At 58.9% G+C, this 17,853-nt stretch carries 17 protein-coding genes; 9 read left to right on the top strand and 8 right to left on the bottom strand.

Going from position 1 to position 17,853, the window contains the following annotated elements:
- The first annotated feature begins 23 nt into the window (after positions 1-23).
- The 3 genes from pncB to BM225_RS09160 are packed head-to-tail and all read left to right on the top strand — an operon-like array spanning position 24 to position 2,337.
- Entirely contained in the window at positions 24-1,313 is a 1,290-nt protein-coding gene (gene pncB, locus BM225_RS09170; RefSeq protein ID WP_072709213.1) for a nicotinate phosphoribosyltransferase, read from the top strand.
- Between the two features lie 51 nt (positions 1,314-1,364).
- Positions 1,365-1,805, top strand: a complete 441-nt coding sequence (locus BM225_RS09165) for a hypothetical protein (protein ID WP_072709211.1) — start codon at positions 1,365-1,367, stop codon at positions 1,803-1,805.
- Entirely contained in the window at positions 1,798-2,337 is a 540-nt protein-coding gene (locus BM225_RS09160) for an ImmA/IrrE family metallo-endopeptidase (RefSeq protein ID WP_072709209.1), read from the top strand. The genes BM225_RS09165 and BM225_RS09160 overlap by 8 nt, the downstream gene beginning before the upstream one ends.
- A 3-nt stretch (positions 2,338-2,340) precedes the next feature.
- On the opposite strand, the gene arfB is transcribed toward BM225_RS09160, so the two are convergent.
- The 5 genes from arfB to BM225_RS09135 form a co-directional block, all read right to left on the bottom strand.
- A complete protein-coding gene (gene arfB / locus BM225_RS09155) occupies positions 2,341-2,754 on the bottom strand; it encodes an alternative ribosome rescue aminoacyl-tRNA hydrolase ArfB (protein ID WP_072709207.1) in 414 nt (137 codons plus the stop codon).
- Positions 2,755-3,057: 303 nt separating this feature from the next.
- Positions 3,058-3,684 carry a queuosine precursor transporter gene (locus BM225_RS09150; protein WP_072709442.1) on the bottom strand — a complete coding sequence of 209 codons (627 nt, stop codon included), beginning with the start codon at positions 3,682-3,684 and terminating at the stop codon, positions 3,058-3,060.
- Between the two features lie 118 nt (positions 3,685-3,802).
- Positions 3,803-4,744, bottom strand: coding sequence for a penicillin-insensitive murein endopeptidase (gene mepA / locus BM225_RS09145; protein ID WP_072709205.1), 942 nt, complete (start codon positions 4,742-4,744; stop codon positions 3,803-3,805).
- Complete coding sequence (locus tag BM225_RS09140) at positions 4,726-6,078, bottom strand: MFS transporter (protein WP_092464192.1); 1,353 nt, start codon at positions 6,076-6,078, stop codon at positions 4,726-4,728. Before BM225_RS09140 ends, mepA begins: the two co-directional genes overlap by 19 nt.
- A 57-nt stretch (positions 6,079-6,135) precedes the next feature.
- Positions 6,136-6,672, bottom strand: a complete 537-nt coding sequence (locus tag BM225_RS09135) for a thioesterase family protein (RefSeq protein WP_072709201.1) — start codon at positions 6,670-6,672, stop codon at positions 6,136-6,138.
- 136 nt (positions 6,673-6,808) lie between these two features.
- Here BM225_RS09135 and BM225_RS09130 point away from each other — a divergent pair, with 136 nt between their 5' ends.
- From BM225_RS09130 to yaaA, 3 genes are all read left to right on the top strand, one after another.
- Positions 6,809-7,096 (top strand): YggT family protein, encoded by a 288-nt coding sequence (locus BM225_RS09130; protein WP_072709199.1) that lies wholly within the window; start codon positions 6,809-6,811, stop codon positions 7,094-7,096.
- An 84-nt stretch (positions 7,097-7,180) separates the two neighbouring features.
- Entirely contained in the window at positions 7,181-9,220 is a 2,040-nt protein-coding gene (gene recQ, locus BM225_RS09125) for a DNA helicase RecQ (RefSeq protein ID WP_072709197.1), read from the top strand.
- 28 nt (positions 9,221-9,248) lie between these two features.
- A complete protein-coding gene (yaaA, locus tag BM225_RS09120) occupies positions 9,249-10,004 on the top strand; it encodes a peroxide stress protein YaaA (RefSeq protein ID WP_072709195.1) in 756 nt (251 codons plus the stop codon).
- On the opposite strand, the gene BM225_RS09115 is transcribed toward yaaA, so the two are convergent.
- Positions 9,950-12,499: a response regulator gene (locus BM225_RS09115; protein WP_072709193.1), complete on the bottom strand. Its 2,550-nt coding sequence runs from the start codon at positions 12,497-12,499 to the stop codon at positions 9,950-9,952. The genes yaaA and BM225_RS09115 overlap by 55 nt on opposite strands.
- Positions 12,500-12,571: 72 nt before the next feature.
- Entirely contained in the window at positions 12,572-13,744 is a 1,173-nt protein-coding gene (locus tag BM225_RS09110; protein ID WP_072709191.1) for an acetyl-CoA C-acyltransferase family protein, read from the bottom strand.
- 129 nt (positions 13,745-13,873) lie between these two features.
- Here BM225_RS09110 and BM225_RS09105 point away from each other — a divergent pair, with 129 nt between their 5' ends.
- The 3 genes from BM225_RS09105 to tdh all read left to right on the top strand — a co-directional run bounded on the left by BM225_RS09105 (position 13,874) and on the right by tdh (position 16,795).
- Positions 13,874-14,452, top strand: a complete 579-nt coding sequence (locus tag BM225_RS09105) for a helix-turn-helix domain-containing protein (protein WP_072709189.1) — start codon at positions 13,874-13,876, stop codon at positions 14,450-14,452.
- A gap of 115 nt (positions 14,453-14,567) precedes the next feature.
- Positions 14,568-15,755 (top strand): glycine C-acetyltransferase, encoded by a 1,188-nt coding sequence (locus BM225_RS09100; protein ID WP_072709187.1) that lies wholly within the window; start codon positions 14,568-14,570, stop codon positions 15,753-15,755.
- Positions 15,752-16,795, top strand: coding sequence for an L-threonine 3-dehydrogenase (tdh, locus tag BM225_RS09095; protein ID WP_072709185.1), 1,044 nt, complete (start codon positions 15,752-15,754; stop codon positions 16,793-16,795). Before BM225_RS09100 ends, tdh begins: the two co-directional genes overlap by 4 nt.
- 247 nt (positions 16,796-17,042) lie before the next feature.
- Here tdh and BM225_RS09090 read toward each other — a convergent pair whose 3' ends face one another.
- Positions 17,043-17,795: a metallophosphoesterase gene (locus BM225_RS09090; RefSeq protein WP_072709183.1), complete on the bottom strand. Its 753-nt coding sequence runs from the start codon at positions 17,793-17,795 to the stop codon at positions 17,043-17,045.
- Positions 17,796-17,853 lie beyond the last annotated feature (58 nt).

Here is a 17,853-nt window from a genome sequence, read left to right as displayed (position 1 = left end):
CGCGACCGCAAGGGATCCGTGCCATGGACATCGCCACCCGCGTCTATAACCACAAGTGGAAGATCGACCCCATCGTCCGGTCCCTGATCGACACCGATTTCTACAAACTGCTGATGTGTCAATCGGTGTTCCGCAACAAACCGGACACCCGCGTTGCCTTTAGCCTGATCAATCGCAGCAAAACCGTCCGCCTCGCCGAATTGATTGACGAGGGCGAGCTGCGCGAGCAACTGGACCACATCCGCAGCCTATCGCTATCCCGCGGGGAATCCACATGGCTGCGCGGCAACACCTTCTACGGCAAACGCCAGATGTTCCGCCCCGACTTCATGGAGTGGTTCGAAAACCTGCGCCTGCCCCCCTATCACCTCGAGAAAATCGACGGCCAGTACGAGCTGACCTTCGAAGGGTCGTGGCCCGAGGTCATGCTCTGGGAAATCCCCGCCCTCGCCGTGCTGATGGAACTGCGCGGCCGCGCTGTCCTGAATGAAATGGGCCGCTTTGAACTGCAGGTCCTCTATGCCCGCGCCATGACCCAGATGTGGGAAAAGGTGCAGCGCCTGCGCACCATCGACGGCCTGAAAATCGCGGACTTCGGCACACGCCGCCGTCATTCTTTCCTCTGGCAGGACTGGTGCGTCCAAGCCATGATGGAGGGGCTGGGGGACAAATTCACCGGCACGTCCAACTGCCTCATCGCCATGAAACGCGAGGTCGAGGCGATCGGCACCAACGCCCACGAACTGCCCATGGTCTACGCCGCGCTGGCCGAAACCGACGCCGAACTGGCAGAGGCCCCCTATCAGGTGCTGGCCGACTGGCACGAGGAGCATTCGGGCAACCTGCGCATCATCCTGCCCGACACCTACGGCACCGACGGCTTCCTGAAGCGTGCGCCCGACTGGCTGGCAGGCTGGACGGGCATCCGCATCGACAGCGGCGATCCGGCCTCTGGCGCCGAAACCGCCATCCGCTGGTGGCAAGACAGGGGCGAGGACCCCACCCAGAAACTGGTGATCTTTTCGGACGGGCTGGACGTGGACCAGATTGAATCCCTCTCCGCCCAATTCGCCGGCCGCGTCCGCGTCAGCTTTGGCTGGGGCACGCTCCTGACCAACGATTTCCGAGGGCTGGCCCCGAACGACGCCCTCGCCCCGTTCTCATTGGTGTGCAAAGCCGTCAGCGCCAACGGCCGCCCGACGGTCAAACTCTCGGACAACCCCGAAAAAGCGATGGGCCCCAAGGACGAAATCGAACGCTACAAGCGCGTGTTCGGGGTTGGGGAGCAGGAGAGAAGAGAGGTTGTGGTTTGAACTTCTTACAACATTAGCAGATTTTTAAATTTAGCGGTCCATAGATAATTCATGCGGAAAACTTTTCATTTCTACAAAAATTTGGTCGCCTTCATCGCCGCCCTTCAAATTGTATGGTTTTTCTTTATATTACTGAGCTTTAACAAGCATGCGAATGCTGAGGAAGCTGGGTCGGAAGTCTTAGCACTTTCGGTAACCATGGTAGAGGTTGTGCTAGGTGTTTTAGGACTTGGCTTAGCACTGATCGCCTTCCTTGGTTACGGAATTTTCAAGAAGGACGTTGAAGCTGAGGCTTGCAAAGCGGCTAAGGAGGCCGCAAAGGCTGCGACCTTCGAGTACTTGCAAAGTGACTCCATTGCTTTAATTAGAAAGGCAATCGGTGATGATGAGTTCATCAGTCAACTTCAAGTCAGGATGAACGAACTTGGGTTGGACGACGAGGACTTGGCAGATTTCGTTGATACAGATGCCGAATGGACCGAAGATGAGTGAAGCAAACGTATACGAAAGAATTCGACCGCTACTGATTAAGGCGCCTGTCCCTCTTGAGCAAATTGCTCGTTCCTTGGGCCTGGCTGTTGAAATGTCTGCCAATCTTGAGCAGGGAATTTCAGGTGAAATCGCCTGCGAAAACGGCCGATATAAAATCAGCACCGCTTCCAGTGAACACCCATATCGGCAGCGTTTTACACTTGCGCACGAACTTGGCCACTTTGCGCTTCACAGAAGCCTCATTGGTAATGGCTTGGACGACAACAAGATGTATCGTAGCGATGCGCATATCGGAAAGTATGCAAATAGCGAAATCAAACTGGTACATGAACGTCAAGCGAATGCTTTTGCTGCTAAAATACTCATGCCCAGAGAGTTGCTTGAAGCTGAGATCGCAAAAGAGAAATCAACGCTTGGAAGTTCGAAAGCACCGCTTACTAAGCTATACAGAACATTTCAGGTTTCACCTTCGGCAATGCAGTGGAGGCTAAAAAACTTGGGGCTTAGTGAACAAGTTGACATGGACTCATAGAGTTCACTCCACCTTCCCCCGAAGCGCCTTCACTTCCCCCCGCTGCTTCTTCGCGTCGAGGCGGCGGCGGACAGAGCCTTTGGTAGGCTTGGTGGGGATGCGGCGTTTGGGGACTTCTAGGGATTTCAGGATCAGTTCCACCAGCCGCTCGCGGGCGATCTCGCGGTTGCGGGCCTGACTGCGGGTGTCCTCGACCCGCAGGATCAGCGCCCCGTCCAAGGTCCAGCGGCGCCCAGCCAGCTTCTTCAAACGTCGTTTCACAGAGTCGGTCAGCGCGGGGCTGCGCTCGGCCTCGAACCGCAGTTCGACCGCCGTTGACACCTTGTTCACATTCTGGCCGCCGGGGCCCGAACTGCGGGTGAACTGCTCGGTCAGTTCCCAGTCCTGAATTGTGATCTTGTCGTTTACACGCAGCACGGGTGCCCTCCGAACGTCATGACGTTTGCCATACGCAAACCATACGTGGGCCAGACGTGCAATTTGACAATGAAAAAGGGCCGCCGTGAAGCACTACGGTGGCCCTTCCGAAAGTTGCAGGAGGCGGGCGGTTAGGCCGACGCCAATCCGGTGAATTTAGCGCCCAAGGGCTGCCCTAGACGAAAAACCCTCCGATTGTCCCGACACCTCGCTCCAATACCTTTCTCGACACTGGACCACCTCCTTTCAATATGTTGCTCCTATAGAAAAAGGTGGCACAGTTTCTTGTGATGTCAAAAAGAATTATTGGGTAGTCGCGTTCAACTTTCCGGTAATGATGCGAAACGGAACGAGAGCGATCAAAGCGACAGCAATTTTGACCATCCAGTCAGCCACGGCGAGCGTGACCCACAGGGGCTGGTACGGTCCAACCGTCATAAAAGGCATAGAATCCAACGCCCAAGCGGTCGCTGCATCCGAATCTGCCCCAAAACTGATCTGCGCCGAAAACGCGACGGTGAAAAACAGGGCCGTGTCGATCACAGAGCCCACAACGGTCGACGCCAGCGGCGCTTTCCACCAAACACCCCTGCGCAAGCGGTCGAACACCGCAATGTCCAGAAGTTGAGCGGTCAGGAACGCAAAGCCCGATGCAACGCCAATCCGCAGGGGCACAGCGGGACCGAACTCTAGCATAACCTGGCTGCCAATCAGCGAGCATATGATGCCCGTGACAAAGCCAACCAGCACGACTTTGCGCGCCTCGGCGGCACCGTAGATACGGTTCATCAGGTCGGTCACCAGAAACGCGATGGGATAGGTAAACGCGCCCCAGGTCAGCAGACCATCAAGGATCAGGAATTGAACAAGGATGTTCGAGGCAACCACAACGGCTGCCATGGCGATCACGCCAGGAAGGATACGGTTCATGATGTCGGTCCGTTTTTTGTCGAAGGTGACGGCAACTCGCGCCCACACAGGGGCGAACGGACCGCGCATAAGGGGAGTCGCCCCCTTATGGCAAGCTCCCCTTTTGGTTAACGGATGGTTAACGTGGCGAGAGGATGGCCGCGCATTGCTGCGGCAGGTCCGCGACTTGGATCAGACGGCGCGGCTTGGGTTTGGGCGCGTTCGGGTCCGGCGGCGGCGGGTCGATGATGTTGTTCACCCATTGCTGCGCGTCATCACAGCCGTCCCCAGCGGGCGGCGGATCTTGGTTCACGCAGCCGCTCATGCCCGCAGGACAGCTTAGGCGGACGTGGAAGTGGTAGTGATGCCCCCACCACGGGCGCACCTTGCGCAGCCAGCTACGATCGCCCTTTTCAGCGTTGCACATGGCGACCTTGGCCCCAGGGAAGACAAAGATGCGCGCGGTACGCGGGTCTTTGGCGGCGGCCTTGATCACCTCCATATGCTGGGGGGTCCAGTTGCTGTTGGTGTAGGCCCCGTTGGCACGGCGCATGGAGATTGAGGAAATGCTCTCGCGCTCGGCAACGCTCAGGTTCAACCGTTTCGGGGGCAGCATCCAGATGTCGGCGTCCAGCCCCATCTGGTGGCTCGCATGGCCTGTCAGCATGGGGCCCCCACGCGGCTGGCTCATATCGCCGATATAGATGCCTTCCCACCCGGGTTGGCGGGCGGCCTTGGCGCTCAGGGTTTTCAGGAAGTCCACCAGCTCTGGGTGACCCCAGTTTCGGTTCCGCGACAGGCGCATGGCCTGCCACGTGGGACCGGTTTCGGCCAGTTGCTCGGCGCCGGACACGCAGCCCTTGGCATAAGAGCCAAAGGCGAACGAGGGATGAGGCGAGCCTGTCTTTTCCGCGCCAAAGGCGAATTTCGCCGTCTGGTTCAGATCGACCCCGGGCGCGGGACCGTCAGAAAAGGCGATGGATTGCACGCGCGCCGACGCGGAGGGCGTCGGGACGTCGCCCGACTCTCCGCAAGCGGCGAGTGCAAAAAGTAGTGCGAAACTTAAGAGGCGTTTGACCATGATGCTGGATCTCCGTCTTTCGCTACAAAGCGTATCAGGAAGAGACCCGCGAGAAAAAGAACAATCAGAGGGGTTACCCCAATTTGCTGGCTACCCGTAAATAGGGTTACCGCCCCGATCAACATGGGCGCAAGGAAACTGGTCGCCTTGCCCGCCAGTGCATACAGGCCAAATGCCTCGGTCATGCGGGCCGGATTGGCTTGACGTACCAGCATCGTACGGCTCGCCGATTGCAGCACACCGCCCGCCGCCCCGATCAGCGCCCCGACAAAGAAGAACGCGATATCCGGCAGCTTTGACCCTTCGGGCACAGGCATAAGCAAGACCGTTTCACGTGAAATCAGAACCGTCAGAACAGAGGCCAGCAGTAGGAACAGGATCGACACGACAATCACGGGGCGCGGCCCAAATCGCACGTCCAGCCGTCCACCCAGCCAAGAGAACAGCGCGCCAGAGATGATCGCCAGCAGGCCAAAGATACCGGTTTGCTGGACGCTCCAGTCCAGAACGCCCGCCGCATAGATGCCGCCAAACACGTACATCCCGTTCAATGCGTCCCGATACAGCATGGACGAGGCCAAATAAGCGGTCAGCGACGGATGCTTGGGCAGACCTTTTACCGTGCGGCCCAAATCCTTGAGCGCGGCCGAAACAGCGCCTGCCGGCGCACGAACGGGCTTGGGGTCGCGCACGAACAGAAAAAACGGGATCATGAACACCGCAAACCAGATCGCGGTCAGCGGACCGACAGCGCGGGTGCCCTCGCGGGTGCTTGCGTCCAGCCCAAACACAGGATCAAGGCCAAGGAAGGTCTTGCCCGTCACCGCATTGTCCGCAAACAGCGCCAGCATGATGATCAGCGCGACCAAGCCGCCAAGGTAGCCAAACGCCCAACCATTGCCCGAAATACGGCCCACATCCTCTTTGGGTCCCAGACCGGGCAGCATCGAGTTGGTAAAGATCGTGGCGAACTCCATCCCGATCATACCGATCGCAAAGCTCGTCATCACGAACGTCATATTGAGATTGTTCGGGTCCGCCCACCACAGACCATAGGCCCCAACAAAGTACATGACCGAGAAGATCCAGATCCAGCCGCGGCGATTGCCCGACGTATCCGCCAACGCGCCAAGGATCGGCGCCAGCAAAGCAATAACGATTCCGGCAAGCCCAACCCCGAAACCCCAGGTTGCCTGTGCTGCGGCCCCATCATTAAGCAGCTCTTTCACATAAGGCGCAAAGATAAAGGTCAGTAGGAGGGTGGCATAAGGCTGGCTCGCCCAATCGAAAAAATACCATCCCCATATGCGTTTACGCACTTCCGCAGTTGCCATACGACACACCCCAATCTTGTTGCTTTGAAAGAACAGCTTTGGGGTGTCCAGTGCAAGCTATTCTTGCATAGGCGGCCAAGGCCGAACGGCCTCTGCGCTGATCCACGCAGCAACCCAATCGGGGATTGGCGGGCTTTCGGCGGGCATATTCATCGCGGCGCAGACGCGTTCGGGCGCGACGATGCCGTTCCGATCCGTCACAGCCGTGCGGTACAACACGTGGCTCGCGCATTCGCCGTTCGTCTTCCACATGCTTTGCTCGATGTAGATAAACTTGTCATCCCAACACAGGCCGCGACTGCGGATCGTAAACTTGTCGAACATGCGGACGCGGCGGCGCCAGCGGACCGTGACTCCGGCCATCGTCATCAGCCATCCCTCTTTGCGCAGCGCTTTCCACAGCGGAGTGCGCATCGCCAAGGGAATGCGGGCCAGATCATAGAGCGACAAGGACCGACCGTTGTTCAGTTCCATCCAGATATCGATGTCCCAAGGCCAGCAGATGTGCTGCGTTTCCATCGTCTCGGTCAAACCGATGGGCGGCTGTTTACGCTGTTTTAGGACACCGTAGGCTAGACGAATGAATGGGTACATGGGGCTCTCCGTTCCGCATTGCAGCATGACGCGTGCAATTGTCGGGTCAACGCGCAACGTTGCGTCACGCGGCACCCTTGCCCTCGGGCGTTCGGTCGCCTACCTATTTTGCGATGAAATTTGACAGGGTGCGCCGATGACTTCGCTTTACCAGATCCTCATGCTGATCCTCGACGTGGTGTGGTTCATCATGATCGCCCATATCATCATGAGCTGGCTGATCAGCTTTCAGGTGCTGAACCTGTACCAGCCCTTGGTGCGTCAGATCTGGGACGGCCTGAATCGTTTGCTCGAGCCGATTTATGGCCCGATCCGCAGCATCCTGCCTGCAACGCCAGGCTTGGACCTTGCGCCGCTGGTCGCGTTCATCATCCTGATCGCGATCCGGATCATCTTGCAGAACAACGTCGGGCTGTTCCTCTAAATCTGGGGGCTTCGGCCCCTTGCCTGCCGAGTCTTGGTGTGGGACAGTCGCGCCCACCTCGAGCAGTATCCCAGAAGACACCCCATGCAGCACGCACATGATCTGTTGCGGCAGGTATTCGGATTCGATGCCTTTCGCCCCGGACAGCAAGATATCGTCGAAGCCGTAACAGGCGGCCAGAATGTGCTGGCCATCATGCCCACAGGTGGGGGCAAATCCCTGTGTTTTCAGCTGCCCGCTTTGGTACGCGATGGCGTCACGGTGGTGATTTCCCCACTGATCGCCTTGATGCGCGATCAGGTACGCGGGCTGCGCGAAGCAGGTGTTGGCGCAGGTGCCCTGACATCCGGCAACAGCGCCGAGGAAAACGATGCTGTGATGGAGGCTCTGCACCGCGGCGAAATCAAGCTACTGTATATGGCGCCCGAACGCCTTGCCTCGATGGGGACAGAACGTCTGTTGCGCAACGTTGGCACCAGCCTGATTGCGGTGGACGAGGCGCACTGCGTCAGCCAATGGGGCCACGATTTCCGCCCCGACTATCTGCGGATCGGAGAGTTGCGACAGGCTTTGGACGTGCCCTTGGCCGCCTTTACCGCCACCGCCGATGCCGAAACCCGTGACGAAATCGTCCAAAAACTGTTCGCCGGTGTCCAGCCCACCTCTTTCCTGCGCGGCTTTGACAGACCCAACATCCATCTGGCCTTTGCTGCCAAAGACAGCCCGCGCAACCAAATCCTGTCCTACGCCGCCGCACGACGGGGCCGCTCTGGCATCGTCTATTGCGGGACACGCGCGAAAACCGAAGGGCTCGCCAAGGCCCTGCGTGACGAAGGACATCTGGCCTGCCACTATCACGGCGGGATGGAGGCTGACGACCGCCGCGACGTGGAACGCCGCTTCCAGCAAGAAGACGGTCTGATCGTCGTCGCCACTGTCGCCTTCGGCATGGGGATCGACAAACCGGACATCCGCTGGGTTGCCCACGCAGACCTGCCCAAGTCCATCGAAGCCTATTACCAAGAGATCGGCCGCGCGGGCCGAGACGGGGCCCCAGCCGAGACATTAACTTTGTTTGGCCCTGACGACATCCGCCTGCGTCGCAATCAGATCGACGAAGGGCTCGCCCCACCTGAACGCCGCGCTGCCGACCATGCCCGCCTGAATTCGCTGCTCGGGCTGGCCGAAGCTGTCACGTGCCGCCGCCAGTCCCTGCTGTCCTATTTCGGCGAGGACAGTGGACCTTGCAGTAATTGCGATCTGTGTGACCAGCCGCCAGAGACCTTTGACGGCACCGAAGCCGTCCGCAAAGCCCTGTCCGCTATCCTACGCACGGGCGAATATTTTGGTTCGGGCCATCTGATCGACATTCTGACCGGCAACGCGACCGACAAAGTCCGCGATCGCGGGCACGACGGCCTACCGACCTTTGGCGTGGGCAAGGAATTCGACCGCCGCGGCTGGCAGGCTGTGTTCCGCCAGATGATGGGCCACGATCTGGTGCGCCCCGATCCCGAACGCCACGGTGCCCTGCGCATGACCGATCCGGCGATCCCGATCCTCAAGGGTGAGCAATCCATCACACTCCGCCGCGACACAATATCTGTCACGTCACGCCGACCCGCCATCAAGATGATGGTGTCCGAAGAAGACATGCCGCTACTGTCCGCGCTCAAGGCCAAACGCCGCGCATTGGCCGAAGCCGCCAGCGTGCCTGCTTATGTCATCTTCAACGACAAGACCCTGATCGAGATGGCAGAGCGCCGTCCATCGAACCTTGACGAAATGGCGCGCATCTCTGGCGTTGGGGCGAAAAAGCTGGAACGCTATGGGACAGATTTCCTCGAAGTCATCAACGGCGAGGCGGCAGCCTTGCACCCCAGCCGACGAAAATTGGCAGGCCGCAGCGCTGCGAACCTCTATGACGCATTGCTAGAGGCGCAGGCCGATCTGCTACGAGGATCAGACGGATTGGACAAACCGCTGAGTTGCTCTGCCTCGCAGCTGGCGAAAATCGCGGAACTCCGCCCTCGGGACAATCAAACACTGGTTCGACTGCTCGGGGATCGGCGCGCCGAAAGATTTGGCGAAGCATTTCTGGACGTCCTACGGGAGGCGGGCTAAATCCGAGCGAAAGACTAAGGAGACAGAGATGCTGGCCGTTCTATCCCCCGCCAAAAAGATGGACATGGAGCCCCGCGACGGCGCCACAACCACGCCCGATTTCTGGGACAGCGCCGTAGAGCTAGCAGGCGTGGCCCGCGATCTGACCGCCGCCGATCTGTCCAAGCTGATGCACATCAGCGACAACCTCGGGAAATTGAACGAAGAGCGTTTTGCCAATTTCGGCGAACAAGAGCGCAAGGCTGCCGTCTATGCCTTTGCCGGTGACACTTATCAGGGTCTAGAAGCCAAGACTCTAGACCCTGACGCCATGCGGTGGGCCGACGACCATCTGCGGATTTTGTCCGGCCTTTACGGAGTATTGCGTCCGCGCGACGCGATCGAACCCTACCGCCTAGAGATGGGCAGCCGCCTGAAAAACCCGCGCGGCAAGAACCTGTATGAATACTGGGGCCCACGCCTGTCTGAAGCGTTGAATGCTCAGGCCGAAGCTGCCGAAACAGATGTTTTGGTGAACTGTGCCAGCCAAGAATACTTTGGCGCGGTTGACCAAAAGGCTTTGAACCTGCGCATCATCACGCCTGTTTTCATGGAAGAAAAAAACGGAACGCCCAAGATCGTCAGCTTCTATGCCAAAAAGGCGCGTGGCTCGATGGCGCGCTACATGATGGAAAACCGTCTGACCGATCCAGCCGCGCTGCGCGACTTTGACATTGGTGGATATGTCTATCAGCCCGACTTGAGCGAAGACGACAAGCCGGTATTCGTGCGCCCCGCCTCCTGAAGAGTTTCTCTGCGCTGATCGATTTGCTCCAGAACCTCTGCCTTGCGCAGGGGTTTTGTCAGATAGTGATCGGCCCCTGCTGCGATCATCTTCTCCCGATCTTCGGGCAGCGCATGGGCAGTCATCGCGATAACAGGGGTCCGCGGCCAACCCTGCGCCTCTTCCTCGTGGCGGATTGTCCGTGTCGCCTCCATCCCGTCCATGCCGGGCATCGAGATATCCATAAAGATCAGATCAGGCCGAATTTTCGGGAATAGATCGACCGCCTCGGCACCATTGTTGGCGAACGTCAGCTCGATTCCCGCCGCTTTGACCATCTTGGAAAAAACGAGTTGGTTGGTTTTGTTATCCTCGGCAGCAAGGACGCGCAGAACCATCTGCTCGGTCGGCGTCGGTGGCTCAGGCACGACGGCGGGCTCTGGGGCTGTCTCGGCGATGTCTTGCAAGGTAGCATACAGGAATTCACGGGGAATCGGCTTCTGCAGGATGCGCTTGAACAGGTGCTTTGAGGGATCGTTCGCCGCCGCGCCAGGGTTTGATGACAAGAGAACCATGGGCAACCGGATGCCCGCATCCTCTAGAGCCTGCGCGAGCTCCAGCCCGTCCATCCCCGGCATTTGGTGATCGGTCAGCAGGATATCAAACCCCTGATCCGCCTGAAGCGTGGCGAGTGCGGCGGGCCCGTCCGCAACGGCGGTAACCTCTACTCCCATCAGTGAAAGCTGCTTTTCCAGAATGCACCGATGCCCTTGTTCGTCGTCCGCGACCAATGCTCTGCGAATGCGCTCACCAATTGCAGGCGGGGCGGGCAGTTCCCCATTTTCAGGCAGAGGCAGGCGGAAGCCAAAACACGTTCCCTTGTCAGGTTCGGATTCGCACCAAAGCTCGCCTTGCATCATGTCGATCAAGCGGCGCGTGATGGCCAACCCAAGGCCTGTGCCTTCGAATTTGCGGTTCCTGTCATCCTCGACCTGATTGAATTCGCCAAAAATGTGCTCGATCATTTCGGGCAGAATGCCGATGCCGGTGTCTTCAATCAGGACGTGGATGTTGGATTTTTTGTCGTCTTTGTGGCCAGTGACGCGTACCCGCACGTGACCCGTTTCCGTAAACTTCACGGCATTTCCGATCAGGTTCGTTAGAATCTGCCGGATGCGGCCGGGATCGCCAACGAACTGGGTCGGCATAAACAGATCATAATCCAAGAGCAGCGCCAGCCCTTTTTCCCGCGCTTTGGGTTGCAAGAGCATCAGGATCTCGTGGATGCAGCGCTCCAGATCAAAGGGGACAGCGTGCAGAGCCATCTTGCCCGCTTCGATCTTAGAGTAATCCAGAACGTCGTTAATGATGACAAGCAGTGCCTCGGCGGAATTGCGGATCGTATCCACATACAGTCTCTGTTCGTCATCAAGCTGCGTGTCACCAAGCAGGTCCGCCATTCCCATGACACCGTTCATCGGCGTGCGGATTTCGTGGCTCATATTCGCCAAGAAGCTGGATTTCGCCCGAGAGGCTGCCTCGGCTCGGACTTTGGCATCCTTGAGTTCGGCTTGGTTTTTCTTGGTTTGGGTAATGTCCACACGCAGACCGACACGGCCGCCATCCGGCGTTTGATGCTCTAGGATGCGCAGCCAACGCCCGTCGCTCATCTGCTGCTCGCGCTCGGCGCCCGTCCGGTGATGCGACAGCCGCGCCTCGAGCCACTCTTTCTCGTGACCCAGAGCCTCGGCGTATTGTCCGCGATCCAATCCGAAGCGCAGGATTTCTTCGAACGAGGCACCAGGCACCAGCGCTGGCGCCGTGTCCGCATAGTATTGCCTGAACGTGTCATTGCAGGTGATCAGGCGATCATCTTGATCGTACAGGATAAAGCCGTCCGGAACCGAATGCACAGCAGCCCAAAGCCGCATCAGATCCGTCACGTCGACCCCAAGGGTCACCATACCACCTTGGGGCGTCCGTTGATCCACCAGCTTGATGAACTGGCCATTCCAGAGCCGGAGAACCTCTGGCTCGGTCTCATGGGATTGCCATCTTTGGATCATCCTCTGACACCAATCCATGGGCGTCTCACCCTGCAAATCCACAGTACCTTCGAACGCAAGCGCATGGATGATGCTGGTGTAGCTAACCCCTTCTTGAATCTCGGCCAGCCCGTCAAAAATCTGCAAATAGGCACGATTGGCGAGGATCAGCCGCGCGTTTTCATCAAACAGCGCAAAGCCGTCCTGCACTGCTTCGATCGCTTGCCACAGACGCATTTCTGCGACCTCGGCCTTGGTCATCGCGACACCTAAGTCGACCAGAACACGGCTGTGGTCTTTGCGGATCGTCTCGACTTCATTGCGGGTTTCGGCAAGGTCGGCGGACAGAGCCTCGGCATGACGACCCAACTTGCGATTGGCCGCACTCAACTCTTCTTGCTTCATCTCGAGCAAGCGTTCCGCCGCCAGTCGCGCGCGTCGTTCCTGAGCCAGTCTGGAGGCCAGATCCATGAGCCGATTCCCTGTTCCGAATAGGGGCAACCTGACGGAACAGGGTGAATAGGCTCTTAAATTGCGGTGGATTTAGCGTTCAATCGCCAGCGCAATGCCCTGCCCGCCGCCGATACACATGGTGATCAGGGCGCGCTTGCCGCCAATCCGCTCGAGTTCATACATCGCTTTGACGGTGATAATCGCGCCAGTTGCGCCCACCGGATGACCCAGCGCTATCGCGCCGCCATTCGGGTTCACCTTGGCCGGATCAAGTCCCAGTTCGCGGTTCACAGCGATGGCTTGCGCGGCAAAGGCCTCGTTCGACTCGATGACGTCGAAATCGCCGACAGTCAGTCCGGTTTTCGCCAACAAGGCCTGCACGGCAGGGACAGGGCCGATGCCCATCACCTCGGGGCGTACACCAGCGTGGGCATAGCCAATGATGCGCGCCCGCGGCGTCAGGCCCGCGGCATTTGCAGCCTCTTCCCGCGCCAGAACCAAGGACGCCGCGCCATCATTCAAACCACTCGCATTGCCTGCGGTGACAGAGCCGTCCTTGCGGAAGGCAGGGCGTAGTCCGGCCAAAGTTTCCAATGTGGTCGCCTTGGGATGCTCATCGGTGTCAAAGGGCACCAACTCGCGCTTGCGCTTTACCTCGACCGGTACGATTTGATCTGAGAAATAGCCAGCTTCGATTGCAGCGGCGGTGCGGCGTTGGCTTTCGACCGCAAAGGCGTCCTGATCTCCGCGGCTCACGCTATGCTCGCTGGCCACATTTTCGGCGGTGATCCCCATGTGACCCGTGCCAAAAGGACAGTTCAGCGCCCCCAGCATCATGTCCTGCGCCTGCATATCGCCCATTTTGGTGCCCCAGCGCGCGCCGGGCACGATGTAGGGTGAACGGCTCATACTCTCGGCACCACCCGCCAGCGCGTAGTCCGCATCGCCCAGCATCAGCGATTGCGCGGCCGAGATAATGGCCTGCACGCCCGACCCGCAGAGCCGGTTCACGTTCATAGCAGGGACGCTGTCGGGAATACCCGCATCCATCGCAGCGACGCGCGACAGGTACATGTCGCGTGGCTGAGTATTGATGATGTGGCCATAGGCAACGTGACCGATTTGCTCCGGCGCGACGCCAGCCCGCTCCATAGCTGCTTTGGCCGTGATCGTCCCCAAAGCCGCTGGCTCGATCCCCGCCAAGCTACCGCCAAATGTGCCGATGGCTGTCCGTGCGCCGCCTAGAATTACGATACCTGTCATGGGTGCTCCCTCCCCCTGTGATTGCAGGTAGGTTAACCCTGCAAAGAGCAGCATGTCATAAAAACGTGGGGTCATATTTCGCGGCGGGATTGCTTGACTTTGGGGCTCGTGCAGGGGCTTAGTTCCGCTATGACGGATGAAGCCTCCACCCCCGAAACCGAAGTCCTCTCGCTACTGCCCACTCGCCTGCGCGCTGCGCGTCGGGACAAGGGGCTGTCGCTGGATGCAGTCGCCAAACTCTCAGGCGTATCGCGTAGCATGGTCAGCCAGATCGAGCGCGGGGAGTCTAGCCCCACGATCGCGACCCTGTGGAACCTGACTCGCGCCCTTCAGGTGGATTTCGCGGGGCTTTTGGAGGGCGTGGATGAACCCGCAGGCATCGAAGTGCTGCGTAACGCGAACGTCCCGCTGATCGCTAATGCGGGTCAGGGATGCTCGATCCGCATTCTATCCCCGCCCGAGGAAGTCGGTCGTCACGAAGTCTACGACATCCGGTTTCAGGACAGCGGTATTCTGGACAGCGCCCCTCATAAACGCGGAGCGCGGGAACATTTGACCGTCATTAGTGGTAATGTCCGTATCAAGGCTGGTGACAAGGTCGAGATGCTCGGACCCGGAGACACAGCCCGCTATCCGGTCGACCAGCCCCACACGATCAGCGCCGAGGCTGGCCCTGCACAGGTGTTTCTGGTGGTTCAGGATGCCTAATTCCACCGTACAGTCGCAAATTTCCGAAATCACGGAAATTTTCCCTTAAAGCAGATTTCCGGTATTTTGGAAATTCATCCGCCATGCTACCTTTGTGGAAACACGGAGGTGATTCATGACGACCGCATTTCTGAACCAGATCACAGAAACCCTGCACGAGATCGAAAAAGACGGTCTGTATAAACGGGAGCGGATGATCACCTCACCCCAGTCGGGATGGGTATCTGTGGGCGATCGCAAGGTTCTGAACCTGTGTGCGAACAACTATCTGGGGCTTGCGGATCACCCCGACCTGATCGCCGCCGCCAAAGGCGCGATGGATGACCACGGGTACGGTATGGCCTCGGTCCGGTTCATCTGCGGCACGCAGGATTTGCACCGAGAGCTGGAACAGCGGCTGGCAGACTTCCTTGCCAAAGATGACGCGATCCTGTTCGCCGCCTGTTTTGACGCGAACGGCGCGCTGTTCGAACCCCTACTGGGGCCCGAGGACGCGATCATCTCGGACGCGCTGAACCATGCCTCAATCATCGACGGCATCCGGCTGTGCAAGGCGCAGCGCTATCGCTACGCCAACTCGGACATGGCGGATTTAGAGGCCAAACTAATCGAGGCTAAAGAGGCCAGCGCGCGTCACATCATGATCGCCACCGATGGCGTCTTTAGCATGGACGGCTATCTGGCCAAGCTGCCCGAGATCACGCATCTGGCTGCCCAATACGGCGCAGTGGTGATGGTGGATGACTGCCACTCGACCGGCTTTATGGGTCCAAAGGGGGAAGGCACCGCAGCGCACCAAGCGGTCGACGTCGATATTCTGACCGGCACCTTAGGCAAGGCTTTGGGCGGCGCGTTGGGCGGCTACATTGCTGGCCCCCAACCCGTGATCGACCTGCTGCGCCAGCGCGCACGGCCTTATCTGTTCTCGAACGCGCTACCGCCTTCGGTCGTGGCTGCAGGAATCAAGGCGCTGGACTTGGTAGAACAGGGCGACGCGCTGCGCGAGCAGCTTTTTGAGAACGCGAAGTACTGGCGTGCTGGTTTGACCGACCTTGGTTTTGACCTGCTGCCGGGCGAACACCCCATCATCCCCGTCATGCTCGGCGAGGCGCAAAAGGCCCAAGCTATGGCGAACGCCCTGTTCGAAGAGGGGGTCTATGTCTCGGGCTTCTTCTTCCCCGTGGTACCAAAGGGCCAAGCCCGCATCCGCACCCAAATGAACGCAGCCCTGACCCGCGAGGATCTGGATTTCGGCCTGAACGCCTTTGCCAGTGCTGGCCGCAAGATCGGAGTGATCGCATGACCCGCCCCAACACCATGAGCGCGCTGGTCAAGGCGCAGCCTGCCGTCGGCCTCTGGCAGGAGCAACGCCCTGTCCCTGAGATTGGCCCCGATGACGTGCTGATCCGCGTCAAGAAAGCCGGCATCTGCGGGACCGACATCCATATCTGGAACTGGGACGAGTGGGCGCAGAAAACCGTTCCTGTCCCGCTGATCACCGGCCACGAATTTGCGGGCGAAATCGTGGATATGGGCCGCAACGTCGAAGGGCTCTCGATCGGCCAACGTTGTAGCGGCGAAGGGCACCTGATCGGCAAAACCAGTCGCCAAAGCCGCGCGGGCCGTTTCCACCTCGACCCTGAAACGCGGGGGATCGGGGTGAATGAACAAGGCGCGTTTGCCGAGTACCTGCGGCTGCCTGCGTTTAACGTGGTGCCCCTGCCCGACGAGATCAGCGACGACATTGGCGCGATCCTAGATCCACTGGGGAACGCGGTGCACACGGCGCTGAGTTTCGATCTTCTGGGGGAGGACGTGCTGATCACCGGCGCGGGGCCTATCGGGATCATGGCCGCCGCGGTTGCCCGCCATGCTGGTGCACGCCATGTAGTAATTACGGACGTGAACGCTGACCGCTTGGCCTTGGCCGGGCAGGTTGCGGACGTCACCCCCGTGAATGTCGCCCAAGAAGACCTGCGGGATGTGATCGCTCGCCTCAAGATGAAGCAAGGCTTTGACGTGGGACTAGAGATGTCCGGCAATCAGCAAGCACTGGACCAGATGGTTGAGGCGCTGGTGATGGGCGGGCGGATTGCCCTACTCGGCATCCCGCCGGGCAAGAGCCCGGTGGATTGGTCTCGAATCGTTTTTAAAGCAATCACCCTCAAAGGCGTCTACGGCCGAGAGATTTTTGAGACGTGGTACAAGATGATTGCGATGCTGCAAAACGGCCTCGACGTGAGCCGCGTCATCACCCACCGGTTTGCGAAAGACGACTACATTCAGGCCTTTGAGACCATGCGATCAGGCAAGTCCGGTAAAATTGTTTTGGACTGGACGTGAATCCCCTCGAAATCCGCAATTTCGCGCGTGCAGCATGCGATATTTTTAGGTCGGAACCTTTGGCGTAGTTTGAAGTTGTCATCATGAGTGACTGATATTCAGACCGCTCTGCCGACAGCCTGACCCGCAATTTACGCGGCACGGTGGCAATTCCCGCGATTGCGGGCTGCATCGCCCCAACGATGCCATGTAGTTAAAGACCTTTGGAATCAAAGGGGGAGAGTTGCGAAGCCTCTCCCCCTTTCTTTTATTCGACAGTCACGTGCGGCCGAACGGGCACGCGTCCCTCTTCGGTCAGCTGCCAGATGTCACGTCCCTCGACGACCACTGCAGAGATCGGACCGCCGTATGCAGCGCCTGTGTCGATATCCACGCGGTTCCCGAAATGCGTGATCCGGTCCAGATGGGTATGACCATGCAGGATTAGGGGACCAAAGCTGTCTTTATGTTCGTGAAACGGGCCACGAATCCAGACCAGATCGTCCTGTACCTGCTGATCCAGCGGCACGCCGGGGCGCACCCCAGCATGACAGTAAAAGACATCATTCGTGGGATAGTATTCCCGCAAGCCCGCGATGAAGTCCAAATGCTCGATAGGCACTTTTGCGCGACCTTCGGCGTGGATTTCGTGGATCGGGCGGTCGTCGGACACATCGACACCATAGGACGCCAGCGTTTTGCGCCCGCCGATATTGATGTCCAACATCAGCCAATGCAGGTCGTGACGTAGAGGGTCGGGTTGTTCGACTGGTTGCAGAAAATGCCACATCATGCGGTCGTGATTGCCCAAGAGATTGATCCAAGGCTTCCCTTCGGCCTCGCCCGCCATCAGATAGTCCAGCACCCCGCGCACATTCGGTCCACGGTCGGCGTAATCCCCCAGATGGATCACGGGGGCATCCACGTCACCGCAGCGCGTACGATCCAATTCAATCAAGCGGTGCACGCCTTGCAGTTTGTCCAAATGACCGTGGATATCGCCAATCGCGTAGCAGCGCATGAAACCTCCGAAATGAAAAAGCCTGCCGCATTTCTGCGACAGGCCGATCTTTAGCACA

It is taken from the genome of Donghicola eburneus (assembly GCF_900115865.1).
Classification (GTDB): domain Bacteria; phylum Pseudomonadota; class Alphaproteobacteria; order Rhodobacterales; family Rhodobacteraceae; genus Donghicola; species Donghicola eburneus.
Note: the sequence above shows the minus strand (reverse complement) of the source record. Positions and strands in the feature narration are given on the sequence as shown.

Coding starts and splice junctions, on each gene's coding strand:
- pncB (WP_072709213.1), top strand. CDS start 24: ATGGACATCGCCACCCGCGTCTATAACCACAAGTGGAAGATCGACCCC.
- mepA (WP_072709205.1), bottom strand. CDS start 4,744: ATGGTCAAACGCCTCTTAAGTTTCGCACTACTTTTTGCACTCGCCGCT.
- BM225_RS09160 (WP_072709209.1), top strand. CDS start 1,798: ATGAGTGAAGCAAACGTATACGAAAGAATTCGACCGCTACTGATTAAG.
- BM225_RS09135 (WP_072709201.1), bottom strand. CDS start 6,672: ATGTACCCATTCATTCGTCTAGCCTACGGTGTCCTAAAACAGCGTAAA.
- yaaA (WP_072709195.1), top strand. CDS start 9,249: ATGCTGGCCGTTCTATCCCCCGCCAAAAAGATGGACATGGAGCCCCGC.
- BM225_RS09090 (WP_072709183.1), bottom strand. CDS start 17,795: ATGCGCTGCTACGCGATTGGCGATATCCACGGTCATTTGGACAAACTG.
- tdh (WP_072709185.1), top strand. CDS start 15,752: ATGACCCGCCCCAACACCATGAGCGCGCTGGTCAAGGCGCAGCCTGCC.
- BM225_RS09105 (WP_072709189.1), top strand. CDS start 13,874: ATGACGGATGAAGCCTCCACCCCCGAAACCGAAGTCCTCTCGCTACTG.
- BM225_RS09140 (WP_092464192.1), bottom strand. CDS start 6,078: ATGGCAACTGCGGAAGTGCGTAAACGCATATGGGGATGGTATTTTTTC.
- BM225_RS09110 (WP_072709191.1), bottom strand. CDS start 13,744: ATGACAGGTATCGTAATTCTAGGCGGCGCACGGACAGCCATCGGCACA.
- BM225_RS09130 (WP_072709199.1), top strand. CDS start 6,809: ATGACTTCGCTTTACCAGATCCTCATGCTGATCCTCGACGTGGTGTGG.
- BM225_RS09115 (WP_072709193.1), bottom strand. CDS start 12,499: ATGGATCTGGCCTCCAGACTGGCTCAGGAACGACGCGCGCGACTGGCG.
- BM225_RS09150 (WP_072709442.1), bottom strand. CDS start 3,684: ATGAACCGTATCCTTCCTGGCGTGATCGCCATGGCAGCCGTTGTGGTT.
- recQ (WP_072709197.1), top strand. CDS start 7,181: ATGCAGCACGCACATGATCTGTTGCGGCAGGTATTCGGATTCGATGCC.
- BM225_RS09165 (WP_072709211.1), top strand. CDS start 1,365: ATGCGGAAAACTTTTCATTTCTACAAAAATTTGGTCGCCTTCATCGCC.
- BM225_RS09100 (WP_072709187.1), top strand. CDS start 14,568: ATGACGACCGCATTTCTGAACCAGATCACAGAAACCCTGCACGAGATC.